The following is an 18,074-nucleotide window of genomic DNA, read 5'->3' as shown; positions in this document are numbered from 1 at the left end:
CGCCCCGGAGCTTGTCCGCAAGCCACCCATGCGCCGCTGAGCCGCGGTACAGGGCCGGAAATGAAGATGAATAGACGTTCAAGTGCACCGTCCCGCCGCACGCCGCTGGCTCGGGTCGGGCTAGCGTTGACGATCGCCTTGGTAGCAGGCTCTTGCCTGGGATCGACTGCCTGGGCAGAGACAGAAGGACCACGTCCAGCTCCATCTCCGGCGGCTCAATCGGGAAGTCCCGCGCAGGGGCCGCAACCCGCACCTGATGAGGCCCCCGCCACCACTCCGGGCAGTGAACCTCCCGCCATCCAGCAGGCGCCGGAGCAGCAACAGCCGCTGCCCGCCGTCGAACCCTCACCCGCGGCCGGTTCCGGCAGCGTTTCCGGGGAGCAGCCGGCCAGGAAACAGGCCATGCCTGGCAACGCCCCTGATGCTGAGGCCATGAAGGCAGCGATGCGGGCTGCCATCCCTGCCGGCGGCGCGGAAATGGGGCAAAGGTCTCCCCGTGTCCTGGCAGCAAAGCAGGGCAAAGAGGCATCGGGGGCCTCGGGCTCGCGGGCGGCGGGGTCCGCAATCGGCACCGCCGTGCCCATGGCGGCCGACCCCAGCCACTGGCGGCCTACCATCGGGGTCGCCGGCCAGGATGTCAGCGCCCACCAAGGAAACGTGAACTGGCAAAGCCAGTGGAACCAGGGGTCGCGCTGGGCATACGTTAAGGCATCCGAAGGCAATTACTACCTCAACGAGAATTACACCCAGCAGTACAACGGTTCCCGCAACGTGGGTATGGTGCGCGGCGCGTATCACTTCGCCATCCCCAACTGGTCATCAGGTGCGGACCAAGCCCGCTATTTCGTCGCCAACGGTGGAGGATGGACGGATGACGGCTATACCCTCCCGCCCGTCCTGGACATCGAATACAACCCCTACGCGGGGCGAACCATCAACGGGTTCTATTTCGGCAATACCTGCTATGACATGTCGAAAGCACAGTTGGGCCAATGGGCAGCCGACTTTGGCAATACCGTCAAGGCCCTGACCGGCCGCTTCCCTGTCATCTACAGCACCACTGACTGGTGGAACACCTGCGTTGGCAACACGACGTTCGGCAGTTATCCCCTCTGGATCGCCTCATATTGGAACAACCCCACCAACTCACCTGGCTCCATGCCGGTCAGTTGGGGCAACTACACCATGTGGCAGTACAGCAGCACCGGCCCCTTTGAGGGCGATTCCAACATTTTCAACGGCAGCTACGACCAGCTGCGGACCTTCGCCCGAGGAGTTTCCACCCCTTCAAACCCCTCCATCAAATCGGCTGCCGACATCCTGACCACCAGCGCGGCAGGGCGTTTGGACGCCTTCCCGGCGAACGGGGCCGGCAGGATCACCGGACCTGTCAACATAGGCTCAGGATGGGCCGGCGCGAAGGCACTCTACGTGGTGGACTGGAACCAGGACGGCGTCCAGGACATCCTCTCCCAATGGTCCGATGGAACGCTGAAGGTCTTCCGTGGCGCTCCCGGCGGCTCCTTCTACCCACCCATCCAAGTCGGCTCCGGATGGCAGGAAATGTCCCTCACCGTAGGTTGGTGGAACTTCAAGGATTCCTATCCCGGTGTGATCGGACAGGACTACCGCGGGAACCTCTACAGATACTCGAACAGCGGTGGCGGCGGACTAGGTAGCGGCGTCCTGATAGGAACCGGATTCAGCGGCCACCAACTGAACCAGATCGACTTCGACGGCGACGGCAACCAGGACATCGTCACACGCACCACCGACGGCACCCTACGATTGTTCCGATCCAATGGCGTGGGCAGCTTCATCAGTGAGCCGGGCCGGGTCATTGGTTCCGGTTGGGGTGGCATGACAGCAGTGAGCTCCTCAGTTAATTTCAAGGGAGCTGACTCACAAGGACTTCATGCCAGGGCATCCAACGGCGACCTCTACTACTACCCGGCCGGTTCCGGAACATGGGGCACCCGCAGCCTCGTCGGGGTGGGGTGGAACGACGCGAGCCTCATCAGCGGAGCGCCACTGGACGTCGAGTCCACCCTTGGCATCGACCAAGAGGACATCCTGGCAGTCCGGCCCGATGCAAACCTCTACCGATACCCTGGCACCGGCACCACTGCGTTGTTGCCGGAAGACCTGATCGGAACGGGTTGGGCAGGCTTGAAGGCAGGCTTCGTCACAGACTGGAACGGGGACGGCGCCCTGGACATCGTGGCGCAATGGTCTGACGGCCGCTTGAACGTCTACCCCGGCAGGAACGGCAGTGGCTTTGGAGCCGCGATCTCCCTCGGAAGCAACTGGAAGAGCTGGACCCTGAGTGTCGGCACCTGGAAGAAGGCAGACGCACATCCCGGAATCGTTGGATATGACTCCACCGGCCGGTTGTACTACTTCAACAACCCCAGCGGAAAAACAGTTTCCACCGGCGTAGCCATCGGTGCCGGCTGGACGGGGCTGGAGATTACGCAGGTGGACTTCGATAAGGACTCAAACGCCGATCTCCTCGTCAAGACGGACACCGGCGATCTCAAGCTGTACCGTTCGAACGGCACGGGCAACTTCGTTCAGGAAACAGCTTCCGTTGTGGGCACGGGGTGGAACGTGATTACGGGGTTCGGAGCGGTCCGTGGTTTCGCTGGTGCCGGTTCATTGGGCATCGTCGCACGGACCACCGGCGGTGAACTGCGGTATTACCCCGTCGGCTCCAACCGATCATGGGGAACACCGTCAAGGATCGGCACGGGCTGGAGCAACCTGACAATTTTGTCGCCGGCTGCCAAGTAACAGCCGGCGCCGTCAGTGCGGCCGGTCCGAGGAGTCCCTGGGCCGGCCTGCACCAGCAACCCACCAATCCCCTTAGGCAAGCAGGGCATTCATGGCATTGACCAGAGTTGTCTCCACACCGTTGGTGCCCGCCTTGAAATGAGCCAAATGGCCATACACCGTCATTGAACCACCGGCAATTCCCGGGAAATCCGGTTCCCACCCGCCCTCGTAGCTGCCAAGCGGCATGAAAGGCGGAAAGAATTCATTGCTGGGGATGTAACAGCATGATTCATTGGCGTACCCGCCAACAATAATTCCATTGTTCCCGCCATTCCTCCCGCGGAAATAGGCCGCATATCCGCTGACGAGTTCGCCGCCGATCATCGCGATTTTCAATTGGGGGCTTCCGTTGAATTTCCAGACCTGGAAGGGCGCCGGCACCGCCGTCTCAAAACTGTTGCTGTCGATCCGTCCGATCATGACCTGGGCATGCCGCTGATACCACTGGGGCTGGCCGTTGGGGTTTCCCAGACGGGCTACGTAGGCGGCACGCACGGCAGCGAGGTTGCCCGCCGTCGGGGTGATATCCAAAGGCAACTGGACCTCCTGGTAGCGCGTGACCATAGGGCCGCTGAGGGCACGCCCGGCTGACTGCATGGACGAGTGCACCGTGGCACCCAGCGCATCCCCGTGCCTGTCCCTCAATTCCCAGCCGCGGACTCCACCGGGGTCCTGGTCACCGGCCGGGCCCTGGACGAACATGGCAAAACAGTTCGGGTTCCGGTTTTCAATGTAATTGCAGGCCCCTGCTGCGAAATCTCCGTCAAAAAGTGTCCTCAAGCCGGCACTGATCGGGTGACAGCCGTAGCTGAAAATCACTGCCGCCGGCGTCCCATTGCCCCGCCTGGCCACAAGAATCGGCACGGCCGTTTCGGTGTAAGGCAGCCCTACACGGTTGGCTGAAAAGTTCTGGGTTGAAACCTTGTAGTCGAAGGTCACCGCCGTTTCGTCGGCATCAAGTGCTTCCTGCGCAAGGTTCACAATGGTGTCTTCGAGATCGTCACTGTAGGAACGCACCAAACCCAGATCTGCGAGCCCGTACGCCATGAAGGGATGAAGGGTGTCAATCAGTGCGGGACCATTATGAGTATGTGTGGCCTGAATCAGAATGTCGCTGCTGGACCACGCAGCTAGGCCGATGATCCTGTTACGGATCCTTTGATGCATGGCCCGAGGCAGGGCCAGGACATCCAAACTGATGATGATATGGGGGTGGGCGTCTTCCCAGATAAGAATCGCCCGTGCATACAACGGTTCAAATGGCGAACTGCTGGTGGCCTCGCGTCCACCGTCGGTTGAACCATATCCTGCCATGTAGGGATTGGTGCTCAGCGACGGCGTTATGTCAGCGCTTGCAGTTCCAATTCTGAACGCCATGAAGATCACTCCTTGATTGTGCGCAACGGGTAATGCTTGTTTTATTTCAACAAATTTCTTTTTCCCGCTTACGCTGAACAGCCAATACGTGAGACCACTTTCATTAGACCATGTGATCCCGCAGTTTTGTGTGGTTGAAAGGGACCGATATGAGCAGCCCCGGGGTCGGACTACAGGGCTATTGAGGCACTGCGGTCTTAAGCCATCTGGTGAGCTGTGCAGCCTGCGGAGCCAAGGGCGCCAAAGTCAAAGCACCCTTGACTACGGGTATCCCGTAAGCCGCAAGTGATGTAGCAAGCGTCCTGTGGTCCGTTCGGGTGCACGCCCTGATAATGAGCAGGCACAATGCGGAGTCCTGTCCGGAAGCCGCTCCGGCCGCAATGGCCGCGTTGACAGCTGCCCGTTCTTCGGGAGTCAGAAGGTGCGGGCCGTTTCCCACGTAGGCCACCTGGCAGTCAGTGACATGCATGTAGCGGGTGGAAGCCCAGACTTCTTCAAGGCTCGAGAACTTTCCAATGAGGCTGCCAACGGCAGCTGTACACGTGAACTGATACCGGATCAGAGGCTCCGGCCGTTCAATGGGGACCTTGTCATCGTTTGCGATCACAGGAGCCATGTCGAGTCCGGCTGGTTGGGACGTATCTACTTTGGTTCCTGAACAACCGGCCAGGGCAAGACCTGCCACACCGAGTTGAAGAACACTGCGCCTGCGCATGTTCACCGAGGGATCCCCACTTCATTCGGATGCTCCCCAGCTCCGCATGCATTGGTTATTCGCCCCAAGCCGTTTCCGGCTGCGTCTTAGTACATCTTCCCCCAAATTCCGCATTTGTCACTAGTGAGCTTTTGTCCCGGCTTCAGTTCGATCCTGTTGCCGGCCTCGGCGAACCCTCCGCCGGCAACCAAGGAGCCGTCCTGGCCGGTGACGGACCAGCTGCATCCGCCCGCCCCGTCCGCCGGTTTGACCAACTGCAATCCCCCTGGTTCCAGGTCTTCGCCCGCCACGTGGGTGCCATCCCCCACCCGGGTGCCTTCGGCCCATGCCGCGATGATCCTTCCCTGTGGAGCCTCCGGACAGAACTCCGCAGCCGCCAGCAAAGTCTCCTTGCCGGCTTCGGCAAATCCCCCTGGCCCCGCTTCATCGCTGATTCTTGTGCAGAGGCGAAGGATCTCCAGCATGGTCGGCAGCTGATCAGCAGCTGCGACTCCTTGCGGCGCGGCTGTTGAAATGGCCTCAGCTTCACGAGGCGTGGGCTCAAACGGCTCTTCCCCTGCAAAAACGACGTCACAAGAATCCAGGCGTGTGTAATTGGTAGCTGCCCAGACTTCGGCCAAACTCGACAACTGGACGTCGGGCGACGCGTCAAGGCTCGTGCAAGAGTAAGAAAAGCGGCCCGGTTCGTAGTCGCCTGCAGGGGCCTCGCCGCGGGGTTCCCTGCCACTTGAAGCAGGTTCGCTGCCACCCGGCGCGGACGACGTCGGCTGGCCGGGTCCGGCAGTAGCGCCGGCACTGCTGGTGGGCGGCGCACTGCTTCCGTTGGCGGGCCCGGTGGACGGCACGGGTGACGGCACAGTGCACGCGGCCAGCACCATCATCATCGGCACTGCCATCAGGTACAGTCTGCGCATTGTGGCCTCCACCTCAATCGTGCGGTGCAACAGTTGTGTGGTCAAGATGGGCCGGTCACGAGCTTCCATCGGTACTTCTTCAGGCCTTTAGTAGTGACAAATGTGAAAATTGGTGGAAGATGTACGTAGACGCAGCCGGAAACGGCTTGGGGCGAATAACCAATGCATGCGGAGCTGGGGAGCATCCGAATGAAGTGGGGATCCCTCGGTGGACACGCGCAATCGCAGTGTTCTTCAGCTTGGTTTGGCATGTCTTGCCTTCGCCGGTCGCTCAAGAACCTCTCATAAGAATCCCCGCCACCTTGCACCAGGCAAGGCGGCCGGAAGCCGGCAACGCCACAAATTCACTGCTGTCCTGGCTACTGCCAGCCTGGCAACGGCAGCGCTTACGGGCGTGCTGACAGCCGGCCCCGCTTTTGCAGACCAAGCCCGGCAAACCGTGGCTACTGGTCTCACCAAAGCTGCGGGCACAGTGGTGGACCCGGACGGGCGGCTGTGGGTTTCCGATGCGCGCGCAGGATTCTGTCGAGTAACCGAGGCCTCCGGCGCAACGGCGGGTGGCTTGGAAACAAACACGTGCCTGGGCGGGACCCTGCCCGGACACGGTAGCGGTCCGGCTCTGGCCGGTACGCCGGCCATGATCGATCCCTCGCCTGCCAGCCACGGCGATGGTGACGAAATCGCGTTCATTCCGGATGCCGCCGTCGGAAGTTCCGACGTCGTACGCGCTTTGTGGAACCCCGGCAGCGGTGTCTTCGAATACGACGGTGCCCTGACCATTCTCGACGGAGACCTGCGGCCCAATGCAGTCAGCGACGGCCCGGACGGCAACATCTATCTGTCGTTTGCCAACGCGAGGTCAATCATCAAGATTGTGAACCCCACAGCCCTCCATCCGAGCATCGAGTCCATCGCCTCTGTCAACTCCAGTTCGCTCAGCCTTGCCGCGACGCACCGCAACAGTGCTGGCAGGGTAGTGGTGTACGTGGCCGAGACCTCCGGCCTCACCGTTTTTACGGCCCCCGAGGACGGTGTCTTGGCCAACGTGGTCCCGGCACCCCTCTATAACGTCGGCAAGCCGACGGCCATCTACTACGACTGGCAGTCGCCCATGGTCCTCTACACAGGAACCGGAGGCGGAACCACCACAGCCGACACCGGCAAGGACACCATCACCAGGATTGACCTGAGCACAGACACCGTCAACAACCAATGGGCCCTTGGCTTCAGCAAGATCGGCGGCCTGGCTATGCGCGACGGCAAACTCCTGGTCGCCGAAGACCCCGGCCAACTGGATCCCGCCAAGCCCACCCAGCGCGGAAGGCTGCTCACCCTGGGAGGGGTTGTTCCCTCCATCGTCAGCGGTCCGACGGCGGCAAACGGAACCCAGGCAACCAACCCGGCCTTCACCAACGATTCCACTCCGACCTTCACGGTTGCCTCGACGCCGCCGGGCGGCGCCCTTGAGTGCAGTCTTCAACTGAGCACTGCGACGCCGGTTTGGCAAGTGTGCACCGGCGGAACCTTCACCCCGTCTACGGCCTTGGCCAACGGCGCCTACACGTTCTCCGTCAGGGCGGCACCAACAGGTCTCCCCGTTTCACGGGCCTTCACCATCGATATCACGGCACCCGCGGCCCCGGTCATCACATCACCCGCTGCCGGCGCAACCGTCAACGGCTCCCCTGTCCTGGGCGTCACGTCAGATCCCGGCTCAACCCTGTCCTGCTCGGTGGACTCCACCACCACGTTTACAAGCTGCTCCAATGGACAAGTGCTCAATCTGACAACCGCAGGGCAACACGTACTGCGGGTCCGGGCTACGGACATGGCCGGCAACGTCAGCCCGGTCGCTTCGGTTACGGTAACCGCCGATCTGACAGCACCACAGGTATCCATCAGTTCGCCGGCAGAAGGAGCTACCGTAGGCATCTCGCCGTCGTTTACCTTCGCATCAACGGCCACGGATATCGCAGGTTTCCGGTGCAAGCTCGGCTCCAACGCCTACACAGCATGCACCTCCCCCAAGGCTTACACGAACGTTCCCAGTGGTCCCGTCACTTTCACTGTGGAAGCAAGGGACAACGCAGGAAACACCTCTACTGCCACACGGAGCGTGACGGTTTTCGCCCCTGACACGGCTCCTCCGGTAGTCTCGGTGGACCCGGCGGCAGGCACGTACGGGCCCGGCAAGTCCGTTGCGTTGTCAGTCAATGAAGCAGCCACGGTTTACGTCACCACCGATGGCACGGCGCCCACGGCGTCAAGCCCGGTGTACTCAGGCCCGATTCCCTTGACGTCGATGACCTTGAAGTACTTCGCCCGGGATGCGGCAGGAAATTCATCTGCTGTAGCGACGCAGACCTACGTACTGGACAACACTGCCCCGACTCTTACCGTGGCGCCCGCTGCGGGAGGATATGCCTCGGGACAGCTGGTCACCATGTCTGCGAGTGAACCAGGCAGCATCTTCTACACCACCGATGGCACCACCCCAGCCACCAGTGCCACGGGAAGCACCAAAGCCTACACAGCTGCCTTTGCACTCACCGGCAACACCACTGTGAAGACCATTGCTGTTGACGCTTACGGAAACGCCTCCACCGTCATCACGCGGGCCTACACCGTATTGGACTCAACACCTCCAGTGGTCACCGTGACTCCGCCTGCGGGCAGCTATCCGGCCAACCAGCAGATCACGCTGACGGCCAATGAGGTGGGTGCCAGCATCTACTTCACCACCAACGGCACCAATCCAACAGCTACAGCCGCCAACAAGTACTCCACGGCCATCACCCTGACCGCTGCCATGACACTGAAGTACTTTGCAGTGGACACGTCCAACAACAGTTCGGCCATCGTCACCCAGACCTACACCGTGACAGCACCGCCGTCGAACACTTGGAAGGACTACACCGGTGATGCGAAGAACGACGTCGTGGCACGCGACAACGCCGGAACGCTATGGCTTTACCCCGGAAATGGAAGTGGAGCCTGGTTGACCCAACGCTCGCTCGGCGCCGGCTGGAACTCGCTAAATGCCATCGTCCCCACCAAGGACTTCAACGGAGACGGACGCAGCGACATCCTGGCACGTGATACCAACGGCGTACTGTGGCTTTACCCCGGAAACGGATCCGGCGGCCTCCAAACCCGTGTCCAGGCCGGCACGGCTTGGTCCAGCATGACGCTGATCCTGGCACCGGGCGACTTCAGCGGTGACGGCAAAGCAGATGTCCTGGCAAGGGACTCCGCCGGGGTCCTGTGGCTCTACAGGGGCAACGGCACTGGAGGGTTCATCTCAAGCGTCCAAGTGGGTACTGGTTGGAACTCCATGAATGCCATCCTGAGCACCGGGGATTTCAACGGCGACGCCAAGACCGATGTCCTGGCCAGGGACACGTCAGGCATCCTCTGGCTCTATCCCGGCAACGGCACGGGAGGCTGGCTCAGCCGGGTCCAGGTGGGAAGCGGTTGGAGTGGAATGACCGCCATCCTCGGGCCGGGCGACTTCAACGGCGACGGGAAGAACGACGTCCTTGCCCGGGACTCCGGTGGCAACCTGTTCCTGTATCCCGGCAACGGAACTTCCGGATGGCTCTCCCGGAGCCAGGTCGGTTGGGGCTGGGGAGGGTTCACTTCCCTGCCATAACGAGGTGAAACAGCGGAGGGGCCCGGACGCCAATGCGTCCGGGCCCCTCCGCTGTTCAGCACGTGCTAGGTGCGTTCCTTCATGGGATGCATGGTGGGCCTGTTCGGGCTCGCCTGAATATCCAACTGCAGGGATACCAGCAGCATCTGGACGCCCAGGACAAAGGGAACCACAGCGAGCATCACCGAACCCGCCGTCGGTGATCCGACGCTTGCGGCCAGTACCCAGATCCCGGCCACCAAGCCCATGACAATCAGGGCGATGCCTGCGATCAGCAAGAGGGCAACAGCTGAGAAGGACCACACCATGTACTTCCACCAGACACGGCGCCAGAAGCCTCCAAAGAGCATCGCAAGCAGCTCAGGAATGACCTTGCGAAGCTTGATGCTGGAAACCTCATTGCCGTACACAGCTGGAATCGGCACATCAACAATCGGAACATCAAGAATGTTGAGGTGGATCAGGAGGTCGTTTTCGAAGCTGTATCGTGCAGCGACCTTGTTCATGGGAAGGCGGCGGAGTACCTCCGTGCGAATGGCCGTATAACCGTTCTGCGGATCGAAGATGTGCCAGTATCCGGAGGCAAGCTTGGTCATGAAGGACAACACAATGTTGCCGAAGATCCTGTAACCGGGCATGCCCGCGAACGACTCACCCGAAAAGAAGCGGTTGGCCTTGGCAAACCCGTAGCCATCAACCACCGGATCAAGAAGCTGCGGCAGGTAGTCAGGATCCATCTGGGCATCGCCCGCCATGACCACATTGATGTCCGAGCCCAGTTCCATCGCGGCTTTGTGGGCCGTCAGGACTGCGCCTCCCACGCCTTGGTTGACTTCATGCCGGATCAAGGTGACCCTGCCGTCGTCGGCACGACGCGCCGCCCCCGACGTGTCATCCGGGCTGCAGTCGTCAACAATGACAATGTCATCAACAAAATCAGGCATCGTTTCAATGACCTGTGCGATGTGGTTTTCTTCTTTGTAGGCCGGTACTACCGCGGCAATTCGAACGCCTCGATACATCGATTATCCTTCGCTGCTGTTTGGTGTGAGTTTCTGTGTTGGCGTGTCGGTGCCCGACTGGCCATCTGACTGTTCGTTGCCGCTGTCCGGTTGCTTCTTTTGCGGGAAGACCCAGTGCTTGTAAATGAAGTAGTTCCATCCCATGGTCACAATGGTCGCAACCACTTTACCTACCACGTAGCCGGCACCGATGAACTGGAATAGCTCAACAATGCCCATCACGGCCAGCGTGTTGAAAACCAGGAGACCTGAATAGCGGAGGACGCCACCCAATGCGGTGCCACCGCCGTTGAACGCAAAGTGGCGCTGCAGGAAGTAGTTGAAGAAGAAGCTGCCCCAAAAGCCCGCACCGGTCGCCAGCCACAACGGCCATCCGAAGACCTGGAAGCACAGGGCCAACAGACCGAGGTCCAACAGGAAGCTCAGGCCGCCGATCAGCAGGAACTTGAACAAACTGGACGCCAGGAACTTGGAGATAAATGCCTTCATGATCAGCAGATCCTTCCTAGCGGTGCTATGCCATCGGGATTCCGGTTTTCAAGGATTCCGGATACGCCGTCCAATTGGACCCGGTCCTTGGCAGCAGCATCGAATGCTTCCTTGCCTCCCGGAAGCTGCGACCAGTCGATCTTGTACAGCGCAGCATTTCCTTCCCGCACCACCAGCTGGAGGTAGGGAATGGAGTCAGGCTGGGTCAGCCCGGCCTTGGGCTCGTCCCACGCCCGGATTCGACCATCAGCGATGTAGACCCATTCAATGCCCAGTTCAGCAGCAGCCTCACGCACCTCGGTATCCGTGGCAAGCTCCGGGAGTTTTTGGAGGACCAACAACTGACGGTTCGTTGGAAGAATTTCAAAATGCCGGATCATGGGCATGCGGTTGCCCAGTGCATACATCCAGACTGAACCGTCGCAGGAGTCATTGAGGACAGTGGCGTCCTGGGGCACGTACTGATCAATCTTGCTGAGGAGCCCAACTTCGGACGCGCTCAACGTGGCACCGTCAACTTTGGTATTGATGTTGATGCGCTGGGCATTTTGCTTGAAGTACGGGATGGCCGCAATACCGCTGACCAGGAGCACCGCGGCGGCTGCGACTGCAGTCACCACATGGCTGGGCCGGCGGCCGGTTTTCGTTTCGTCCGTCGTGGAGTCCTCGGACTTGCTCCGTATCTTTGCCACCAGCCAGGCGATGCCTTCGGCCAACTGTGCCACTCCCAAGCCCGCCAGCGGTACCAGAAGCATCACCAGGATGCCGAATATACGCCACTGGTCATCGTAAAACGGGGCCGTCAAAGTCATGAAGCGCGGGTTGTCGGTACCCATGGTGTAAACCGAGAGGAAGGCGAAGGCGAGGACCGGACCGAAGTACCACCACATCCGGATCCTCAGGACTACGGCCAGGCAGCCAAGCGCTACAAGGGCCGTCAGAATCGGCATTGCCATGGACCCGTGATTCAGGAAAATGATGTTCTGGATTGCGCCATTGCGGTCAGTGTCCGCGGCCCAGACCTGCTTGGAGACCCGCTCGGATTCCTTCAGCATCTGGGCGATGATCGGCCAGCCCAGGACCACGGCCAGAGCACCTGAGACTGCAAGGTAAACGGTGATTCCGAGGATCCTGCCCTTGCGGCGGACCAGCGCGGAAAGCAGCCAGAAGATCAGCACAGGAAGCACCACGAAGGCCAGCGAGGGATGGACGGCAATCAGTCCTACCGCACCAAAGGCAATGCCTGGAATCCAAAACTTCTGCCGCTCCACCGCACCCTTCACTGCAAGCAGGGCGAAGGGGCCCACCAGGAGCATGCCGGCGAAGAATGGAATCAGCGGGCCACGCCACAGGAGATCGTAGGGGTAGACCGTGAACCATCCGGCAACCGCCGCAGCAGCAGCCAAAGCAATCGGACGACGCGTCACCAGCATGGTCAAAGCCATAGTGCTCAACGGCAGCTGAACGGCCATCATCACCAGGACAAAGACGTTAAGGAACACCGGGATGCTGACACCGCTCATCGGCCAGAACAGCGACAACACCGCGTGGAAGGCAATGGGGTAACTCCGGATGGGAGCTTCTGGAATGGTGGTGTCGTAGTAGGCAAAGTTGCCTGCGATGCTCGGATCCCACTCGTGGTTAACGGAGATCAGCCGGATCATGTTGGCGTGCCAAGGTATGTCCCAGTCCTGGTTGATCCCTTGGAGCCCTTCGGTCCCCACGATCCACGAAACGGCCGCAACGGCTCCGCCTGCCACGAGTCCGGCCAGGAGGATCCACCATGAGCCGGCAAACCGCTGCTTGCCGAAGACGGGCGGCTGTTCAGCGGCCCCGAACTTGTCCGGGAAATAACGCCGAAGAGCAAGCCGCAGCGCAAAAAGGAGTGCGCACAGCACCAAAAGGACAGCCGTCACCGGGAGCAACTGCCAGCTCAGGCCCAGTGCATTTCCCATGACGCCGATGACGGTCAGGACGCCCATTCCAAGCAGCGGGGCCACAACAGGCAGCAGAACCCGGCGAACGCCCAAGGCTTCTCCCAGGATCCAGCCCGGGCCCCACCACAACACAACGATCAGGAGTACACACAACAGCAGCGGGCCGATACCCATTCCTACGATCGCCTTTCTTAGATGCTTCCACCAGCCATCCGTTGACAGACGACTCTTTGCAATTGTGCGGGTTAGTTACGTTCCCGCAGCCACGCCACAGCTTGGTCAGCCGGGCCCTCGAACTGGACCGTGCCCGAAGACAACACCACTCCCCGATCGCAAATCCGCGAAATCATATCGAGGTCATGACTGACAACCACCAAGGTCCGGCCCTCGTCAGAGAGCTGCTTGATTTTGGCCAGGCACTTCCTCTGGAACGGCTCATCGCCCACCGCGAGGATCTCATCCACGAGGAAAATATCCGGTTGGGTGTGGACCGCCACTGCAAAGGCCAGCCGAAGGAACATACCCGAGGAGTAGAACTTCACCTCAGTGTCAATAAACTGTTCGATTTCGGAGAAGGCGACGATGTCGTCGAACTTTTCCTGGATCTCCTGCTCGGTCATCCCAAGGATGGCCGCATTCAGGTAGACGTTCTCGCGGCCGGACAAGTCCGGGTGGAAGCCTGCCCCGACCTCGATCAGGCCTGCAACCCGCCCTTTGGTGCGAACGGTCCCTTGATCCGGCAGGATGACGCCCGAGATCAGCTTCAGAAGCGTGGACTTGCCTGAGCCGTTGAAGCCCAGCAATGCCACGGTTTCCCCTGGCTGGATCTCAAAGCTGACGTCATGCAAGGCATCGAACTTCTTGGTGAGATCCCCTTTTCGCCCTTTGGCGAGCCACACCAGCGTTTCTTTCATGGAATGCGAGTGGCGGAGATTGAAGGTTTTCTTCAGGCCTTTGACGATTACTGCTGCACCCATTTAGACCTCCTGCGCAAAGTGGCCCTCGAGCCGTCGGAAGACGATCTGGCCAATAACAAGGAACAGCGCTGCCATGCCCAGTCCGATAAAGCCTGTCACCAGGAGGTGCGGGGGCAACTCGACAGGCTGGTTGACCGTTGGATACCAAAATGCCCAGTGGAACAGTTCCACCGCAACCGTAATGGGGTTGAGCTGGTAGATAGTCAAAACCCAAGGCGCAGCCAAGCGGCGAATCATGGTCCAGTCGTACAGGACCGGCGAGGTCCATGTCACGATCATCATCAACATGTCCACGATGTTTTCGGCGTCGCGGAAGAACACGTTGATAGCGCCGGCCAGCAGGCCAAGACCCGTTGCCGTTACGGCCACAATGACGAAACCTAGAAGGGCACCGAAAAGCTGCATGATGTCCGGATGCCAACCGCTCAGCAAAGCCGCGGCCAGCAGGACAATCAATTGCGGGAGGAAGTGGACTGCAGCCACCCATACGGAGGCCACCGGGAACAGCTCACGCGGAAGATAGATCTTCTTGACCAACGCCGCATTGGAGACGATGGATCGGGTGGCATTCGAGAACGCCTCCGAGAAGAAGTTGATGACAATAACGCCGGAGAACATGTACAGCGCGTAGTTGGGAATTTGATCGCCAACCCTTAGCACTATGCCCAACGCGAAGAACAGGACCACGTACTGGACCAGCGGTTTGACGTAGGACCACGCCAAACCCAGTACCGAACCCCGGTAGCGGACCCGGAGTTCCTTGCGGACAATCAGCTTAAGGAGGTACCGCCGGCGGTAGACGTCCAGGAGTCCGGCGCCCACCCCCGGAACAGCATACGTATCAGTGGAGTTCGACATCGCTACTTGCTGGGCTCCGATGCTTCAAAGGTTTCCCGCCAGGAGTCCATCGAAGTGATTTCGGGAAGGGCTTCACGATACTGGGCCCGCAGGGTCTCCCAGTTGGAGAAGAGCTGGGCGTGCAGCTTTGCCGATTCCACCACGAGCTGGCGGGCCAGCTTGGGGTCACGCAAGTGCCAGGAAGCTCCTGTGCCATCGGCGTTGGAGACGACGGCGCTGTCCAAATGCGCAAGGCTCCACCATTTGCCATCCTGGTGTGCCACCTGCGCCTCGGGGTTCGCCTTTGCAGAGTCACGTACCGGCGCCAACGTTTGCTTCAGGACGGTCTTTACAGCCCAGGGAAGCAGGCCCAGAGCACCGGGCTGCTTGTAGGACTGGGGCTTCTTGGGCGGCCGCTTACGGAAGACCTCCGGGAAGGCTCCGGGATCCGTCTTGACCTGGGAGTCCTGGAATTCCTCGCGCATGGCCCGGAGCTTGGGCATCGTGGTGGGCAGTTGCTGATGCAGTTTGCCCGGCCCCTCAAGGACATCACGAAGGGCCATGATCCGGGCCTGCTCCGGGTAGTACTGCATGGACACCAAGTGCTTGACGTCCGTGTTCAGGCTTTCGCGCAGGATGCGCCCGCCCTTGGGGAACGGCGAATGCAGGAGCGTCGCGATAAGCCTGTTGCGCTCGTGGTAGTAGGCCTGCCAGTCGACGGAGTCATCCTTGTCGGCCCATGAGACATGCCATACTGCTGCCCCGGGAAGAGTGACCGTAGGGAAGCCGGCTGCACGGGCGCGCAGTGAATACTCTGCGTCATCCCACTTGATGAACACAGGAAGGGAAAGACCAATGGTCTCCACCACGGACTTCGGGATGAGGCACATCCACCAGCCGTTGTAGTCAGCATCCCAACGCCTGTGCAGCTGTGGGGTGGACCGCAGTCCCGCAGAGGAGAAGTCATGGTTGCCCAGGCCTTCCACGGGTCCCCACAGGAAACGGTAGAAGTTGACGACCTCCGAGTAAGCATGGAGAACGGACTTGTTGTACATGTCAAACATGTGCCCGCCAACAATGGTGGGTTTGCGGCAGAGGTCAGCAAACGCCACTGCGCGCATGACGCCCTCGGTCTCAAGCTCGATATCGTCGTCCAGCAGCATGACGTAGTCACTCTTGTCGGAAACGACCATCTCATACATGTTGCGGGCGAAGCCGCCCGAGCCGCCCAGGTTTCCCTGGTCGATGACGCGCAACTGCTCACCCATCGACTCTGCGACTACATCAAATCCGGCTTCGTCGGCAACCTTCTTGTTTCCCTGGTCCACAATGATCAGCTCGGCAAGAATCTCCCTCAGGCCGGCATCGGCGTCGATCGACTTGATCGTCTCGAGGCAGTAGTCTGCACGGTTGAACGTGGTGACGCCCAGCGTCACGCGGCCTTGGGGGCGTCCCTCATCCGGAACCGACCAGTGGGCACTGTTCAGTGTCATGCCATCACCGCCGGCGATGAGGTCGAACCAGTACCAGCCGCCGTCACCGAAGGGCGCGAGGGTCAACTCAAAGTCGTTGCTGGCCGTGCCCTCAACGAGGATGGAGTCAACACGCTGCGAGGCGCCGCGTGCGTTGGAGCGGTAAACAATGACCGTTCCCTCGCCCTCTGTTTCAAGGTGCAGGACTGTCTTGGTGGCAACGGTCCATTTCCGCCAGTAACTGGCCGGAAAAGCGTTGAAATAGGAGCCGAAGGAGAGCCGCTCGCCTCGGCGGACCTGCACGGAACCACGGCCGAGGATGTCCTCTGGGTGCAGCTTCCGCGTCATGCCAACGGCCTGCACGACGGCGCTGCTGTCGCCGTCGTCCTTTTTCACCTTGCTGGTGTCCGGGTCGACATACAGGGGAAGGGTGTCGAGGTCGCGGTTGGCAGGGAAAACAACACGCTGAACTATGCGCAGGTTTTCCTTGGCCGGTGCCAGGTCATCCGTGGTGGTCATCGCAGTCTTCTGACTTTCGTTCGTAGTAGCCGTCATGCGTCCACTCCCCCGCTTTCAAGCTTGGCGCCGCCAGTGAAGTGCGGCTTGATCTTGTTGTCGTACATGGAAAGGGCAGAGCCAATGGCCATGTGCATGTCGAGGTACTTGTAGGTTCCCAAGCGGCCGCCGAAGAGGACGGACTTCTCACCACGGGCAAGGTCACGGTAGGCGAGCAGCTTCTGGCGGTCATCAGAGGTGTTGACCGGGTAGTACGGCTCATCGCCCTTTTCAGCGAAGCGTGAGAACTCGCGCATGATGACCGTTGCGTCCTTGGTGTAGTCACGCTCAGGGTGGAAGTGGCGGAACTCGTGGATGCGAGTGAAAGCTGCATCGGCGTCCGGGTAGTTCATCACAGAACAGCCTTGGAAGTCCTCAATAGGAAGTACTTCTTCTTCGAGGTCGATGGTGCGCCACGACAGATCGCCCTCGACGTAGTCGAAGTAGCGGTCCACCGGCCCGGTGTAAATGACCGGCACCTGGCCAAGAACGGAAGACCGGCCATATTCGCCGTCGTCGAAGAAGTCCGTGTTCAGGACAACCTCGATGTTGGGGTGGTCCGCCATCCGCTCAATCCAAGCTGTGTAACCGTCAACCGGCAGACCTTCATAGGCATCGTTGAAGTACCGGTTGTCATAGTTGTACCGCACAGGGAGCCGGGAGATGATCTCGGCCGGCAGGTCCTTGGGATCCGTCTGCCACTGCTTGCCTGTGTAGTGCTTGATGAAGGCCTCGTACAAGGGGCGGCCAATCAACTGGATGCCCTTGTCGTTGAGGTTCTGCGGATCGGTCCCGGCCAGTTCACCGGCCTGTTCGGCAATGAGCGCCTTCGCTTCGGTGGGGCTCATGGCCGAGCGGAAGAACTGGTTGATGGTGCCCAGGTTGATGGGCATCGGGTACACCTCACCCTTATGGCTGGTGTACACCTTGTGCTGGTAGCTCGTGAACTTGGTGAAGCGGTTCACATATTCCCAAACGCGTTCGTTCGACGTGTGGAAGAGGTGGGCACCGTAGCGGTGTACCTCGATTCCCGTCTGCGCTTCGTTCTCGCTGTAGGCGTTTCCTCCAATATGGTGGCGGCGATCAAGCACCGCGACCTTCAGCCCCAACTCGGTAGCGGCGCGTTCTGCAATGGTCAGGCCAAAGAAACCCGAGCCGACGACGACGAGATCAGCGTTCACAAACTCTCCTGTGTATTGGCGTGCGGGCACAGAAATGCCCACGTCTACTGGTCAAGGCTACCCGACATGACGCGGGTTCCCCGTATCCGGGGCGGCGCACGGTAGTGACGG

Annotated in this window: 12 protein-coding genes; 2 read left to right on the top strand and 10 right to left on the bottom strand. The window is 60.4% G+C overall.

All coding sequences use genetic code 11. The annotated features are described in order from the left end of the window. The first annotated feature begins 402 nt into the window (after window positions 1-402). Window positions 403-2,793 carry a GH25 family lysozyme gene (locus M1D51_RS07760; RefSeq protein ID WP_458109125.1) on the top strand — a complete coding sequence of 797 codons (2,391 nt, stop codon included), beginning with the start codon at window positions 403-405 and terminating at the stop codon, window positions 2,791-2,793. A gap of 72 nt (window positions 2,794-2,865) precedes the next feature. Here the strand turns inward: M1D51_RS07760 and M1D51_RS07755 are convergent, their stop codons facing one another. The 3 genes from M1D51_RS07755 to M1D51_RS07745 form a co-directional block, all read right to left on the bottom strand. Next, window positions 2,866-4,212, bottom strand: coding sequence for a neutral/alkaline non-lysosomal ceramidase N-terminal domain-containing protein (locus M1D51_RS07755; RefSeq protein ID WP_458109124.1), 1,347 nt, complete (start codon window positions 4,210-4,212; stop codon window positions 2,866-2,868). A gap of 178 nt (window positions 4,213-4,390) precedes the next feature. Further along, complete coding sequence (locus M1D51_RS07750) at window positions 4,391-4,927, bottom strand: hypothetical protein (RefSeq protein ID WP_458109561.1); 537 nt, start codon at window positions 4,925-4,927, stop codon at window positions 4,391-4,393. An 86-nt stretch (window positions 4,928-5,013) separates the two neighbouring features. Further along, complete coding sequence (locus tag M1D51_RS07745) at window positions 5,014-5,841, bottom strand: hypothetical protein (RefSeq protein WP_458109123.1); 828 nt, start codon at window positions 5,839-5,841, stop codon at window positions 5,014-5,016. Window positions 5,842-6,049: 208 nt separating this feature from the next. Here M1D51_RS07745 and M1D51_RS07740 point away from each other — a divergent pair, with 208 nt between their 5' ends. After that, window positions 6,050-9,493, top strand: a complete 3,444-nt coding sequence (locus M1D51_RS07740; protein WP_458109122.1) for a chitobiase/beta-hexosaminidase C-terminal domain-containing protein — start codon at window positions 6,050-6,052, stop codon at window positions 9,491-9,493. A gap of 65 nt (window positions 9,494-9,558) precedes the next feature. Here the strand turns inward: M1D51_RS07740 and M1D51_RS07735 are convergent, their stop codons facing one another. From M1D51_RS07735 to glf, 7 genes are all read right to left on the bottom strand, one after another. Beyond that, window positions 9,559-10,515 carry a glycosyltransferase family 2 protein gene (locus M1D51_RS07735; protein ID WP_172324334.1) on the bottom strand — a complete coding sequence of 319 codons (957 nt, stop codon included), beginning with the start codon at window positions 10,513-10,515 and terminating at the stop codon, window positions 9,559-9,561. 3 nt (window positions 10,516-10,518) lie between these two features. Continuing rightward, a complete protein-coding gene (locus tag M1D51_RS07730) occupies window positions 10,519-11,004 on the bottom strand; it encodes a GtrA family protein (RefSeq protein ID WP_458109121.1) in 486 nt (161 codons plus the stop codon). Between the two features lie 2 nt (window positions 11,005-11,006). Beyond that, window positions 11,007-13,115 carry a DUF6541 family protein gene (locus M1D51_RS07725; RefSeq protein ID WP_458109120.1) on the bottom strand — a complete coding sequence of 703 codons (2,109 nt, stop codon included), beginning with the start codon at window positions 13,113-13,115 and terminating at the stop codon, window positions 11,007-11,009. Window positions 13,116-13,186: 71 nt separating this feature from the next. Continuing rightward, the gene (locus tag M1D51_RS07720; RefSeq protein ID WP_089595598.1) at window positions 13,187-13,918 is read right to left on the bottom strand and encodes an ABC transporter ATP-binding protein; all 732 of its coding nucleotides are present in this window, start codon (window positions 13,916-13,918) and stop codon (window positions 13,187-13,189) included. Beyond that, on the bottom strand, window positions 13,919-14,776 hold the full coding sequence (locus M1D51_RS07715; RefSeq protein WP_172324331.1) for an ABC transporter permease: 858 nt from the start codon (window positions 14,774-14,776) through the stop codon (window positions 13,919-13,921). It lies immediately after the preceding gene. Between the two features lie 2 nt (window positions 14,777-14,778). Further along, window positions 14,779-16,782 (bottom strand): glycosyltransferase, encoded by a 2,004-nt coding sequence (locus M1D51_RS07710; protein WP_172324330.1) that lies wholly within the window; start codon window positions 16,780-16,782, stop codon window positions 14,779-14,781. Then, entirely contained in the window at window positions 16,779-17,963 is a 1,185-nt protein-coding gene (glf, locus tag M1D51_RS07705; RefSeq protein WP_458109119.1) for a UDP-galactopyranose mutase, read from the bottom strand. The genes M1D51_RS07710 and glf overlap by 4 nt, the downstream gene beginning before the upstream one ends. Window positions 17,964-18,074 lie beyond the last annotated feature (111 nt).

The sequence above is a fragment of the Arthrobacter sp. R3-55 genome (assembly GCF_054161505.1).
Note: the sequence above shows the minus strand (reverse complement) of the source record. Positions and strands in the feature narration are given on the sequence as shown.

Excerpts from the sequence above, each read along its gene's own strand:
- M1D51_RS07760 (WP_458109125.1), top strand. The coding sequence starts at position 403 with ATGCCTGGCAACGCCCCTGATGCTGAGGCCATGAAGGCAGCGATGCGG.
- M1D51_RS07735 (WP_172324334.1), bottom strand. The coding sequence starts at position 10,515 with ATGTATCGAGGCGTTCGAATTGCCGCGGTAGTACCGGCCTACAAAGAA.
- M1D51_RS07750 (WP_458109561.1), bottom strand. The coding sequence starts at position 4,927 with ATGCGCAGGCGCAGTGTTCTTCAACTCGGTGTGGCAGGTCTTGCCCTG.
- M1D51_RS07755 (WP_458109124.1), bottom strand. The coding sequence starts at position 4,212 with ATGGCGTTCAGAATTGGAACTGCAAGCGCTGACATAACGCCGTCGCTG.
- M1D51_RS07715 (WP_172324331.1), bottom strand. The coding sequence starts at position 14,776 with ATGTCGAACTCCACTGATACGTATGCTGTTCCGGGGGTGGGCGCCGGA.
- M1D51_RS07710 (WP_172324330.1), bottom strand. The coding sequence starts at position 16,782 with ATGACGGCTACTACGAACGAAAGTCAGAAGACTGCGATGACCACCACG.
- M1D51_RS07730 (WP_458109121.1), bottom strand. The coding sequence starts at position 11,004 with ATGAAGGCATTTATCTCCAAGTTCCTGGCGTCCAGTTTGTTCAAGTTC.
- M1D51_RS07720 (WP_089595598.1), bottom strand. The coding sequence starts at position 13,918 with ATGGGTGCAGCAGTAATCGTCAAAGGCCTGAAGAAAACCTTCAATCTC.
- M1D51_RS07725 (WP_458109120.1), bottom strand. The coding sequence starts at position 13,115 with ATGGGTATCGGCCCGCTGCTGTTGTGTGTACTCCTGATCGTTGTGTTG.
- M1D51_RS07745 (WP_458109123.1), bottom strand. The coding sequence starts at position 5,841 with ATGCGCAGACTGTACCTGATGGCAGTGCCGATGATGATGGTGCTGGCC.